The organism is Clostridium culturomicium (genome assembly GCF_000821305.1).
Classification (GTDB): Bacteria; Bacillota; Clostridia; order Clostridiales; family Clostridiaceae; genus Clostridium_J; species Clostridium_J culturomicium.
The window spans coordinates 82,856-95,323 of record NZ_CCXK01000014.1; the positions used below are offsets into that span (position 1 = coordinate 82,856).

The following is a 12,468-nucleotide window of genomic DNA, read 5'->3' on the forward strand; positions in this document are numbered from 1 at the left end:
ATTTCTTATTTAAATAAAAATAAAGCTGAAGGAAAAAAGATATTTTTCCCTTCAGCCTTATCACTAATTGCTTAATTTTCTATTTGTTTAACTCAATAAATTTTTTAGCAGCTTCACAAGTATATCCATTCTTCCTGTAAGCAATACCACTTACAATACTATACCTTGATGGCAATTCATAAAAATCTGGCTTAATTACATAATCCATATTTTCCTTAACACTTTCATGAACAATAGTCATTGCAACACCTTCTGCACATAGCTTAACTGCTCCATCTATACTTCTCATTTCCAGCTTGATATTTGGTGTCATATCATAATCCTGAAATACCTTCTCCGTTAAACGTCTGAGCTTCTGTCCATGTCTAAGCACTATAAAATCTTCATTTTTTAAATCATATTTTTCACACAGCTCTTCAAAAGATTTTTCACAGCCCTCAAGATTGTACTTTCCTGGCGGCGTTACTAAATACAGATGATCACTTTTTATTGGAACAAATTTAATTTTCTCCTCATCCACAGGTCCATTTAGAACCAATAAATCCAAATGACCTTTGAGGAGTTCTTCCTCCAAAACCTTGCCCCTTTCTTCAATTAAAGCAATTTCAATACCAGGATACTTTTTCATAAACTCTGGAAGCATCCTCGGAAGTCTTTGTGAGGCTCCGAAAAAGGTTACTCCCAGCCTCAAAAGTCCAGTATCTCCATTTTTCATATCCTGAGATTTTTGAATTACACCTTTGTTTATACTCAAAATCTGCTCAGCAGCTTCAATGTAAGTTTTCCCAAAGGGGGTCAGCCCAATTGGAGCTGTGCTTCTATCAAAAATTTTCATCCCTAGATGTTTTTCTAAATTAATCACACATTTGCTAAGAGATGGCTGACTTATAAACAGTTTTTCTGCTGCTTTGTTAATTCCGCCTTCTTCATAAATTGTAATAACATATTGTAACTGCTTAAACTCCATTATACTCCACCTGCTTATCCATAATATATAATTATAATATAGCCGTTAAGCAATTCCAACTTTTTCACCTTAAACTTTTCAAGGTCGTTACACAACCATTTTCAAGTCTATTTTGTAACGAAATCTACGGTAGTATTATCATTTACCATTGCATTATCAACTTCAACTAATACTGCCCATTCTGCCATATCTGCAGTTCCAAACTCGGGTACAGTTACTTTTATTTGAACAGTTATCTGATCACCATTTTTAACAACCTTGGTTACTTCATGCCTTATAGATCCGCTACCTTCTCTAAGCTGAATTACAATTAGTGACTTTTTCTTAAAAAATTCCTCATCATATTTTGATCCATAATCAATAGTATCAATGGAACCTAAGTCCTTAACACTTCTAAAGAGCCCTATAGTAGGAAACTCCTTTCCACTTGTATAGCTGCCAGTCTTTATAACTCTTGCTTCAAAAGGAATATCTTCACCTTTAATATCACCAATATAGATGCCTTTCCCCTTCAAGCTTTCCTTAAATTTATCCTTAATCATTTTATCCCCCTCTCCCGGAACAACCGTATCCGCTTCACCCTGTGAAGGATTATCATACACTCATCCAGAAGTTTCACATACCCCTGTAGTTTCATTTGCTATAGTTGGTAACTCCTCCTGTGCATTATCTCCCCTTTTATCACTGCACCCTGCACAACCTAGTGTTAATGCTAGAATCAAAGCTGACCAAGTAAACCTTAGTATTGTACCTTTCATTACTTCTCCCTCCTTTTTAAGTGCTTATCATGTCTTTATAAGTATTACGTTCTTATTCTATTATTTGCCATTGAGAACTTTAAAATTCTTTTTTTTAAATAAAATATGAATATATTGCAAATACTATATATTAACTTATAACTAGAAACTTTACTTTACTTATTCCTATTATCACGTAAGGTTTAGTTTTTTATTTAAAATATAAATTAAGGAGGTAAATATGAAAAATAAAATTCTTTTATTTTTAATGAGTGTTTTTCTTATCGTTTTGTCTGTTCAAATAACAGCCTTTGCAGATGAAAGTGACGATTTTATATGGAGAGTTCCCGTAATGTCTGAAGAAACAGAAGAAGTTTATGAAGCTTTAGAAGCAGAACGCTCTTGCCACGAAAGCTATAAAACTTTAGTTGACGCTATGATGAAGGTTAAAGACCAAGGGGGCTTCACTAAAGCTGAAATTAACGCTGTACATAAGTTCTATGAAAGCCAGGTTTCATCTAATTCTCAACTACCTACTGACAGCAAAGAATTATTGAACTTGCTTTATAAAAATAACATCATAACTAAGACTCAACATGATCAAACTTTAGCAGCATTACAATAAAAATAATTAAAGGTACTCTTGAGAGTACCTTTAATTATTTTTTACGATTTTTCTATTGCTAATATTTCAATTCTGAACTTTACTTACCTAAGTATCTAAATTCAACTTTACCTATACAGCCTATTATACAATTTCACACTTTGAAACAACCGCTGCTATTTTTTCTGCTGCAAACTTCAGCTCTTCCTTGCTATGAGAAGCCATTATTGTTATTCGCAGTCTTGCCTTGCCTTTTTCCACCGTTGGATATCTTATTGCTGAAACAAAAATTCCTTCCTTCAGTAATTCTTCAGCTGCTGATAACGCTTTATTTTCATCCCCCATGATTATTGGAATAATTGCACTTTCAGAAGAAACCTCAATACCCATTTGATTTAATAGGTGACAAAAATATTTTATATTCTCCTGAAGATCACTAATCTTCCTATTATCCACTCTTAATATTTCGAGAGCCTTAAGTGATGCTGCAATAGTTGCAGGACTCAAAGCAGTGGAGAAAATGAAACTACGAGCACTGTTTTTTAGATATTCAATCATAACCCTTGAACCACAAACAAAGCCCCCTTCACTGCCAATAGCTTTACTTAAGGTTCCCATATAAATATCAATAAGTCCTTCTACACCATGGTATTCTGCTGTACCTCTTCCATGTCTTCCAAGAACCCCAGTACCGTGAGCATCGTCCACCATAGTTAATACCCTATACTTTTTACTAAGCTTTATTATCTCTGGAAGGTTTGCAATGTCACCATCCATACTAAAAACTCCATCGGTAACAATTAAACCTTTTTTATATGTATTTTCTTTTAACTTCTTTTCTAAATCTACCATATCATTATGCCTATAAATTATAGTTTTAGCTTTAGATAATCTGCAGCCATCAATTATGCTTGCATGGTTTAATTCATCACTAAAAATAATATAGTCCTCATCACAAATTGCTGATATAACTCCAACATTAGCCATATATCCCGTATTAAATACCAAGGCCGCTTCTGTATGTTTCATTTCTGCAAGGATTTCTTCTAGCTTTGAATGAAGATTATAGGAGCCCGTTGTAAGTCTGGAACCACCAGCTCCCGTACCATAAGTATAAATAATCTCCTTAACAAAGTCCTTAACTCTTTTATCACTACTCATATCAAGATAGCTATTAGAACACAGCATAAGCTTTATATTACCATCCACAACAGCTGATGAAGTCTGCTCACTGGAAATTACTTTTAAGTTCCTATATAGACTTCTTTCTTTTAACAAATTTAGTTTTTCTTTCATTTCTAATAGTTCGTTCATACTGTACCTCATCTTGAATTTAATTCAATATTATTTTTAACTAATACATGTTTTTTTTGGATATAATCTATACACCCCTGAACTTGTTCTTCCAACCCATTGAATAAAAATATCCTACCGCCTCTTTCATCCCCTAGGTCCTTTAAATTAGTTATTCTTACATATCCAAATTCCTTTGATGCTATATATCCGGTAGTGTATTCAGGGTCATCAGAAACACATATTTCAGCTAATATATTAGGATGTGATACAACCTTTGTAGCCAGAACCAAAGCTTCCTTGAAATGAATATTAGCACCAATCTCCTTATTTAAACTGTCAATCCTCATATCTTCAAAATCCATATTGGTTGCCCTTATGCCTCTCTTCTTATCTGGTTCAAGCCTCATCATTGTTTTTACATCAAGAAGCATTGCTCCCCTCATATTAAAGGTATACTGAAAATTTTTTAAAATATCTTGTCCTATCTTAACGCCTAATTTACTTAGAATATTTTCAATAACTAACCATCCTTCTTCCTTGCTCTTCGAATCAATGGTTGTAACCTTTAAAGGATTAAGAATGCTTATTTCCTCTTTATTTATCTTTTCTATTTTTATATTTATGAAATCAGGATTACCCTTAGAATGAGTTTGAGCTCTTTTAACTAAACCTGAAATACATACTTCAAGATTTTCTTCACTAACAATTTTCTCTGCTCCTGAAATATGTGTTTCTCCTTCACTTGCTCTCATCTTTACGCTATATAACTTATCCAAAGCAGTTCCATTCCTTTCTTCCTATTTCAACATATAAGACTTTGATTTACTTCCTATTAACACTTTTTTCTCCTCCCAAAGATACTCTTTAAAAGGTGTTTGCTGGATTATTTTTCTAAGAACTACACTTAAAATGTAAGATGACACTGCAGTGTACAACATCCCAGGTAATGCCGCCGCTAATAAAGCTGAAACCTCTGCACCAGTGATTCCAGCTAAAACAAACCGTGCTCCTGCCGTTCCAATTGGTCCTGCTGCTGTTAGCCCAATAGCTCCATTTCCAATAACCATGGCAACTCCACCTGCCACAATTCTGAAGCTCATTGCTGTTACTACATTTAAAACTGTATGAATTCCTGTTATAAAGGTTATTCCACTAGCAACAATTCCAGCCAAAATATATCTTTTAAATCCAAAACATCCCAAAATTGCTACAGCAATCGGTGCTGATAACTGAAATTCTGTCCCGGGAAATATTCCTGGTAATTTAAATAAGCCAGAAACTGCTATAATAGCTGCTAAAATCCCTATTAATGTTAATTCATTTGTTTTAAACCTCATAATTTTACTCTCCCAAAACTTCTATGATACATTCTAAACAAACTTCTACAACATGTTCCATCTCTTTCTCAGTTATAATTAATGGTGGATTAAAATAGATAACATCTCCTAAAGGTCTTAATACAACACCCTTTTCTAAGGCTTTCTTATATACTTCATATCCAACTCTTCTCTTTGAATCAAAGCCTTTCATATATTCCTTATCTTCAACTAACTCAATTGCATTAATAAGACCTAGGCTTCTAATCTCTCCAACATTCTTATGATTTAATAGCTTATCCTTTATGATCTTATTAAAGAAGGGTGCTCTTTCATTAGCTCTTTCAATTATCTTTTCATCATTTAAGATTTTAAGGACTTCCACTGCCGCAGAACAAGCCAAAGGATTTCCACTATAGGTATGGCTATGCATAAAAGCCTTTCCTTCGCTATAATCTGCATAAAAGCCCTTATAAATTTCATCAGTTGTTACTGCTACAGCCATTGGCATATATCCGCCTGTAATCCCCTTTGAAAGACACATAATATCCGGACTTATTCCAGCATGGTCGCAGGCAAACATTTTCCCTGTTCTTCCATAACCTGTTGCAATCTCATCTGCAATAAGATGTACATTATATTCATCACAAGCTGCTCTTAATTTTTTCAAGTAAACTGGAGGATAAATCCTCATTCCTGCAGCTCCTTGAATAAGCGGTTCAACCATAAAGGCACAAACCTCATTTCCAAACTCCTCGAAGCTTTTTTCTGCCGCCTCAAAACACTCTGCATTACAGTTTTCTCTACACTTTCCGTATTTACATCTGAAACAATCCGGTGCCTCAACTCTGACGATTTCCATAAGCATTGGTTTATAGATCTGTGAATACAAATCAACTCCACCTACTGAAAGGGCTCCCACGGTTTCTCCATGATATGCATCTGATAATGCCATAAACCTTTTTTTCTGAGGATTACCAGTTTGATAATGGTACTGAAAACTCATTTTCATTGCTGCTTCGATAGCAGAGGATCCATTATCCGTAAAACAAAATCTAGTTAATCCCCTTGGTAGCACTTTAGAAAGACCTTCACAAAGCTCTATGGCTGGTCTATGGGTAAAATTTGCAAAAATAACATGTTCCAAGTTATCCAGCTGCTTCTTAACAGCTCCGTTAATTCTTTCATTACAGTGACCTAATAAATTACACCACCAGGAACTAACCACATCTACATAAGCTTTGCCATTAACATCATAAAGATTAATTCCTCTTCCTTTTTCTATAACAATTGGTGGAAGCTCCTCATAATCCTTCATTTGGGAGCATGGATGCCATATATGGTTTAAATCCATTTCCACTAAATTTCTTACCTCTATACTTTTATCTTGTGTTTTCTTTAATTCTTTTAGCTTTTCATTACAGATTTGTTGTTCATCGTTCTTCTTTACACTCATTATGTACACTTCCCATCATTAATTATCAATAACACTCATCGTAAACTATTATAATTAACTTAGTTTACAATTGTCAACTTAATTTCACAAATCAGTTTACAATATTAAAAAATAAAAGCCGGCATTACTGCCAGCTTTCTAGATATACCTTTATAAATATTTATTTAAACTTCACAGCTGTTCCGTAACATATTACCTCTGATGTACCATTAAGTATAGAACTTGTAGCATATCTAATATTTACTACTGCATCTGCTCCAAGACTTTCTGCCTCTTGTGACATTCTCTTAGTTGAAATAGCTCTCGCTTCATTCATCATTTCTGTGTAACCTGTGATTTCTCCACCTACAAAAGTTTTTAACCCACTCATGATATCCTTACCAACATTTTTAGACCAAACAACTGACCCCTTAACCATTCCTAACATTTCAAATTCTTTACCTGAAATATAATCAGTATTTACTAATATCATCTTCTTCTCCTCCTTTAATCTCTTTTATTCTTTCTATCATGTTGTAAATTATTGCTCCGCCAACAAATATAACTACACCCATTAATATTATTCCTATTATTTTAGCGGTCATTACTGATTCTGCCGCCAAAATCATTGCAGTCAAAAAGTAAGCCACAGCAACTATCAATAAAAGTCCTGTAATAACAATGGTTAATATTATTTTCCCCAGCTTTCTCATCTCCTTCTATGTATTTATACAACATATATTTAAATTTTATCACGATTTCCATGTTATTTAATCTTAATTTTCTAATTTAATTAAATTAATTTATTTAACTAAAAACTATAAAAATTTCTAATAATCATGTCTGTATCTGCATATACAGAATTTTTATTTTTTTGAGTATATAATCTGCTTAGAGATAACTATATCTTTTTAAAGGAGGATGAACAAATGATTAAATTAATAGGTATCTTAATTGTTATTATTGGATTTACTTTAAAATTAGATACAATCGCTGTTGTACTTTCAGCTGGTGTTTTAACTGGTCTAGTTGCTGGTCTTGACATCAATGAAATATTAACTACTCTTGGATCTACCTTCGTGGCTCAAAGAGCAATCACACTTTTCATCTTAACACTTCCTGTTATCGGAATGTGTGAAAGGTTCGGACTTAAAGAGAGAGCCGCTACACTTATAGGTAAAGCAAAATCTCTTTCAGCTGGAAAACTGTTAACAGTTTATGCTTTAGTTAGACAAATTGCTGCTGCTCTATCAATAAGAATGAGTGGCCATCCTCAATTTGTTAGACCATTAGTTAACCCAATGGCACAAGGTGCTGCTACAAACAGCCTTGGTGAAATAGAAAAGAAAGATCAAGATAAAATTAGTGCTGCTGCAGCTGCTATGGACAACTACGGGAACTTCTTTGGTCAAAACCTATTTATGGCAAGTTCTGGAGTTCTTCTTATTGCAAGCACCCTAAGCGAGCAAGGGTATGCAGTTGAAGGTATGGATGTAGCTATGGCATCAATTCCTGTTGCTGTTATTTTATTCATAATGGTTATAGTTCAAAACCATATGCTAGATAAATCTCTTATAAAAAAATATTCAAAGAAAGATAAATAGAGGAGGAATCATTTATGAATATGCAAGTATTATCTGATTTTTTACTAGATGTATTCTACGCGCTAATAGGATTCTTAATGATTGCCCTTGCAGCTTATACTTTTACAAATAAAGAACATCAAGCTAGAATTGGTACATCTATTTTCTGGACAATCCTTGGTGTAGTATTTGCCTTTGGCGAATTAATCCCTGCAAACCTTGTTGGTGTACTTTTAATTGTTCTTGGATGCTTAACAGCTTCTAAAAAGGTTAAAATGCTTCCAGCTAAGCCTTTAGATGGTGAATTTGCAAAAAATCAAGCTGAAAAGCTAAAAAATAAAGTGTTTATACCACCTGTAGTAATTGCCGTAGTAGCTTTAGCTGTTGCACAATTCACTACAATCAGCGGAACTGCTGCTATCGGTATTGCTGCTGTTATCGCAATATTAATAACTTTAGTTGTTCTAAAAGCTAATCCAAAATATATCATTGAAGATGGAGTTAGAATGGTTGACTCTGTTGGACCTGTAAGTATATTGCCTCAATTATTAACGGCTCTTGGCGCTGTATTCACAGCTGCTGGTGTTGGTGAAGTTATCGCTTCAGGAATTTCTACTGTTATTCCTGCTGGAAACTTATTAATCGGTTCTGCAGCTTACTGCATTGGAATGGCTGTATTCACAATGATAATGGGTAATGCTTTTGCAGCCTTTGCTGTAATAACAGCTGGTGTTGGTGTTCCTTTCGTATTTGCCCAAGGGGCTAACCCTGCCATTGCTGGTGCTTTAGCTCTGACTGCTGGATACTGCGGAACTCTTATGTCTCCAATGGGAGCTAATTTCAACATCATGCCTGCAGCACTTTTAGAGATTGACGATAAAAATGCTATAATTAAGCATCAATTTCCTATTGCTATAATTCTTTTAGTAGTACACATATTCTTAATGTACTTCTTAGCATTCTAATCGCAGTTCAATAAACTTAAATATTAACTTTATTCCATAGAATTTGGTTTTTCTAATTGTTTTTATTAACGAAACAATAGTCTTCTTTAATATTTTGGACATGTTGGAATTGAACTCCTATAGGACAAGTTAAATTTATATAGTATAATTGTATTACCGATAGCATCTACTCTTATCTGCAGACTTTTAAGTTATTTATAGCTTTTTAAATTTGTAGATAAGAGTATTTCTACTTTATTTTCAATAAACATAACTCAAAATTTATTATAGAATGATTATATTTTTAAGGAGGTGAACTTTAATGAAGGTAAATCCTTCATTAAAGGAATACATGAAAGTTTTAATAAGTGGTTTTGATCCATTCGGTGGAGAATCAATAAATCCAGCTCTAGAGGCTGTAAAATTACTTCCTGACACAATTGCTGGTGCTGAAATTATAAAGGTAGAAATTCCTACTGTGTTCAATAAATCTGCTGAAGTCATGGAAAAATTCATAAGTGAACATAGCCCTGATGCAGTAATTTGTGTTGGGCAAGCTGGTGGAAGATTCACTGTAACTCCAGAAAGAGTAGCAATAAACATTGATGATGCAAGAATTAAAGATAATGATGGAAATCAGCCAATCGATATTCCTATAAAGGAAGATGGTTCTCCTGCATACTTCACAACTCTTCCAATAAAAGCTATGGTTAAAAACATGATTGATAATGGATATCCAGCAGCAGTTTCAAACACTGCAGGAACCTTTGTATGTAATCACATGATGTATAACGTGCTTTATCTGGCTGACAAAAAATATCCTGGAATGAAGGGTGGATTTATTCACGTTCCATATATTCCAAACCAAGTTGTGGCAAAGCCAAACATGCCATTCATGAGCCTTCAAGATATATCAAAATGTCTTGAGCTTTGTATTGAAGCACTAGTAAATAATACTGAAGATATTAAAACAGTAGGAGGTACAATCTGCTAATGATAAAACCAACAGAAGAAAAAAAGATATTTGTATATGGAAGCTTAAGAGAAGGCTTTTTCAACTACGACAAATATTTAAATGGTAAAGTTTCAAAGCCGACCTTAGCCAAGGTTCAAGGTAAGCTTTATCACCTGTCTCACAAGGGTTACCCTGCTCTTCTTGATGGTGATGATGAAGTTATCGGTGAAATTATGGAAATGAATGATTTCTATAAAGATATAGTACCTATGGATAAGATGGAAGGTTACCACTCTGCTGAAGATACATCTTTAAATGAATATACTAGAACTGTTATGACAGTTAAAAACTTAGAAACTAATGAAGATGAAGAATGTTATGTATACAAATATGAACAACATACTCATAATGAATTTAACAACCATGCAATTTATCTTCCAATGGGTGACTGGAAAGAATACATGCTAAGTATTTCTCCTAAGCTTACTTCTAAATAATAAATTAGTTTTAAACCCTATCATTCTAAGCAATGGTAGGGTTTTTAGTCTGTTTTTCTTCTAACAAGTGCGCTGATGTTTATTTTTAACTTCATTACATAACATATACACAACAAAGTCTATATAATATTTTATTTTAACTTAAAGGATGATTTATATATGTACGAAGAATATTTTAACCATACACCTCAAACCAAAATGAAAGATTTTTATTTAAATGAAATTGCACCTCTCGGAAATCAAAAAAGCTATAAAAAAAATGATCAGATTGACTACTTTCCTAATTCTAAACTCGCCATTGTTACAGAGGGAAGATTAAAGATTTGCATCTATACTAAAAGTGGTCTTGAAAAAATATTATTTTTCTTAAATCCTGGTGAAATTTATGGAGAAGAGAGTTTATTTTATCCTCATATTGATATAACTCCAGTTCCTCTAGAAGCAACTACAATTTCTTTTATTGATAATGAGGTACTTCAAAACTATTTAATCTCTCATCCAATGGACTATAGATATCTTTTCCAAAGTATCTTAAGAAAGTATCAAATATCTCTTTTTCAAATGGGAGACCTTTTAAAACGATCACCTAAAGCTCAGATTTGTTCTGCCCTTTCAAGATTAATGGCTCAAAGAAGCACCACTAATTCATCTATAGACTTCTATGAACTTGATGTATATCTTACCCATGAAGTCCTAGGTAATATAATTGGCTGTTCTCGAGTAACCGTAACTCGAGTTCTGAACGAATTAAAAGCTGAAGGTATAATTGATACCTCAAATAGACGCATAAAAATATTAGATATTGAAGCTTTAAAAAATTTATCGGAATAACTTCAATTGGAAAAATTTAAACTACATATTTTTTTTACCATAACACAAACTAAGGACGAGTTTTACTAGACTTTATTGAAGCTACGCTTCCAAAGACTTTAAAAATTATTAAAGTCTATTTGTGACATCTAAAAATACCTTTTAGAGTCACATCCCCCTATTTACATAAGGTGGAATTCATATTTATATGCAAAGGATGTGTTATGATGAAAAAATCTTTACTAGTATTAGCTTTAGCTAGTACTCTTGCAGCTTCATCTACATTAGCTTTCGGAATGAACAATAATAATACCTTCTTACCAGAAGAAGTTATTACTGATGCTCCGCAAAAGGAAGATAAACAAAAGAATTGGAACTATCCTAAAGCTAATGAGGAAGGCCAAACTGAACAAAGAAACGATAACCAGCAAAATAAAAAAGGAACTACTAACCAACCTGAAGGTGGTCAGCAACAAAAACCTGGTGAACAAAAACCAGAACAAAAACAACAAAATATAGAACAGAAATCTAAGCAACAGGAAAAACAACCTGGTGGCGGCCAACAACAAGGTGAAACAAAAGGTAAAATGCTAGAAGAAAAATCTAAAAAAATTGAAAAACAATCTGAAGTAAAAGAAGAGAAAAAACTTGAAATTAAAGAAAATAAACAAGAACAAAAATCAAAAGAATCTCAAAAACAACCTGAAAATAAATTAGAACAAAAAGTTCAGCCTAAGGTTGAAGAAAAACAAACTCCTGATAAGGAACAAGTTCCAGCTAAAGAACAAACACCAGCTAAAACTGTAGAACCTAAGCAAGAACAAAAACCTCAGCCAAAAACTGAGCAAAAAGCTCAACCAAAGACTGAAGAAAAAGTAGCTCCACAAACTAAAGAGAAAAAAGGCCCATTCAAATTCTTCCAAAAAACAGAAGTTGAAGAAATTGAAATTAAAGAATATGAACAAGAAAAAACACCATCAAAAGGCAAAGAAAACAAAAAAACTGAATCTGAAAATAAAGAACATAAATCCGAAAATTATCATGATGAAAAGCATCATGACAAAGATCATCATGATAAAAAACATGATGACAAACATCACGACAAACACCATAAACATCATGATAAATCTGATTCAGAAGACTGCGATTAAAACTAATTAAATTTTACTTTTTATAATAATTTAATTATTAACTAATAAAACTCCTTCTACTACTTTGAAGGAATAACTATAAAATTGTACAGTAATTATTCATGTATTGCCTAAATCAATTAAAAATTGATTCCTGCAAACAGAGGTCACACTTTAAGTGACCTCCTTTTTTA

General features: G+C 33.1%; 16 protein-coding genes. 7 read left to right on the forward strand and 9 right to left on the reverse strand.

All coding sequences use genetic code 11. The features are described 5' to 3' along the window. Positions 1-79: 79 nt before the first annotated feature. The 3 genes from BN1075_RS04295 to BN1075_RS21460 all read right to left on the reverse strand — a co-directional run bounded on the left by BN1075_RS04295 (position 80) and on the right by BN1075_RS21460 (position 1,725). A complete protein-coding gene (locus tag BN1075_RS04295) occupies positions 80-967 on the reverse strand; it encodes a LysR family transcriptional regulator (RefSeq protein ID WP_040191863.1) in 888 nt (295 codons plus the stop codon). A gap of 107 nt (positions 968-1,074) precedes the next feature. Then, positions 1,075-1,509 (reverse strand): hypothetical protein, encoded by a 435-nt coding sequence (locus BN1075_RS04300; protein ID WP_148315455.1) that lies wholly within the window; start codon positions 1,507-1,509, stop codon positions 1,075-1,077. A gap of 60 nt (positions 1,510-1,569) precedes the next feature. Continuing rightward, the gene (locus tag BN1075_RS21460) at positions 1,570-1,725 is read right to left on the reverse strand and encodes a hypothetical protein (protein ID WP_156132754.1); all 156 of its coding nucleotides are present in this window, start codon (positions 1,723-1,725) and stop codon (positions 1,570-1,572) included. Between the two features lie 220 nt (positions 1,726-1,945). Between BN1075_RS21460 and BN1075_RS04305 the strand changes: the two genes are divergently transcribed. Then, entirely contained in the window at positions 1,946-2,329 is a 384-nt protein-coding gene (locus BN1075_RS04305) for a hypothetical protein (RefSeq protein WP_040191865.1), read from the forward strand. Between the two features lie 123 nt (positions 2,330-2,452). Here the strand turns inward: BN1075_RS04305 and bioF are convergent, their stop codons facing one another. The 6 genes from bioF to BN1075_RS04335 all read right to left on the reverse strand — a co-directional run bounded on the left by bioF (position 2,453) and on the right by BN1075_RS04335 (position 7,068). Beyond that, a complete protein-coding gene (bioF, locus tag BN1075_RS04310) occupies positions 2,453-3,622 on the reverse strand; it encodes an 8-amino-7-oxononanoate synthase (protein ID WP_040191866.1) in 1,170 nt (389 codons plus the stop codon). An 8-nt stretch (positions 3,623-3,630) separates the two neighbouring features. Continuing rightward, on the reverse strand, positions 3,631-4,356 hold the full coding sequence (locus tag BN1075_RS04315; RefSeq protein ID WP_197072270.1) for a 6-carboxyhexanoate--CoA ligase: 726 nt from the start codon (positions 4,354-4,356) through the stop codon (positions 3,631-3,633). A gap of 45 nt (positions 4,357-4,401) precedes the next feature. Next, positions 4,402-4,941, reverse strand: a complete 540-nt coding sequence (locus tag BN1075_RS04320; protein WP_040191868.1) for a hypothetical protein — start codon at positions 4,939-4,941, stop codon at positions 4,402-4,404. A gap of 4 nt (positions 4,942-4,945) precedes the next feature. Further along, a complete protein-coding gene (bioA, locus tag BN1075_RS04325) occupies positions 4,946-6,376 on the reverse strand; it encodes an adenosylmethionine--8-amino-7-oxononanoate transaminase (RefSeq protein ID WP_081911488.1) in 1,431 nt (476 codons plus the stop codon). Positions 6,377-6,536: 160 nt separating this feature from the next. Continuing rightward, positions 6,537-6,848, reverse strand: coding sequence for a YbjQ family protein (locus BN1075_RS04330; protein ID WP_040191869.1), 312 nt, complete (start codon positions 6,846-6,848; stop codon positions 6,537-6,539). Next, positions 6,829-7,068 (reverse strand): hypothetical protein, encoded by a 240-nt coding sequence (locus BN1075_RS04335; protein ID WP_052406381.1) that lies wholly within the window; start codon positions 7,066-7,068, stop codon positions 6,829-6,831. Before BN1075_RS04335 ends, BN1075_RS04330 begins: the two co-directional genes overlap by 20 nt. Positions 7,069-7,287: 219 nt before the next feature. Here BN1075_RS04335 and BN1075_RS04340 point away from each other — a divergent pair, with 219 nt between their 5' ends. The 6 genes from BN1075_RS04340 to BN1075_RS04365 all read left to right on the forward strand — a co-directional run bounded on the left by BN1075_RS04340 (position 7,288) and on the right by BN1075_RS04365 (position 12,295). After that, the gene (locus tag BN1075_RS04340) at positions 7,288-7,959 is read left to right on the forward strand and encodes a DUF969 domain-containing protein (protein WP_040192354.1); all 672 of its coding nucleotides are present in this window, start codon (positions 7,288-7,290) and stop codon (positions 7,957-7,959) included. A 14-nt stretch (positions 7,960-7,973) separates the two neighbouring features. Continuing rightward, complete coding sequence (locus tag BN1075_RS04345) at positions 7,974-8,903, forward strand: DUF979 domain-containing protein (protein ID WP_040191870.1); 930 nt, start codon at positions 7,974-7,976, stop codon at positions 8,901-8,903. 331 nt (positions 8,904-9,234) lie between these two features. Beyond that, positions 9,235-9,876 carry a pyroglutamyl-peptidase I gene (gene pcp / locus BN1075_RS04350; RefSeq protein WP_040192355.1) on the forward strand — a complete coding sequence of 214 codons (642 nt, stop codon included), beginning with the start codon at positions 9,235-9,237 and terminating at the stop codon, positions 9,874-9,876. After that, positions 9,876-10,334, forward strand: a complete 459-nt coding sequence (locus BN1075_RS04355) for a gamma-glutamylcyclotransferase family protein (RefSeq protein ID WP_040191871.1) — start codon at positions 9,876-9,878, stop codon at positions 10,332-10,334. Before pcp ends, BN1075_RS04355 begins: the two co-directional genes overlap by 1 nt. Before the next feature lie 198 nt (positions 10,335-10,532). Beyond that, positions 10,533-11,165, forward strand: a complete 633-nt coding sequence (locus BN1075_RS04360; RefSeq protein ID WP_197072271.1) for a Crp/Fnr family transcriptional regulator — start codon at positions 10,533-10,535, stop codon at positions 11,163-11,165. A 206-nt stretch (positions 11,166-11,371) separates the two neighbouring features. After that, positions 11,372-12,295, forward strand: a complete 924-nt coding sequence (locus tag BN1075_RS04365; protein ID WP_040191873.1) for a hypothetical protein — start codon at positions 11,372-11,374, stop codon at positions 12,293-12,295. The last annotated feature ends 173 nt before the right edge of the window (positions 12,296-12,468 follow it).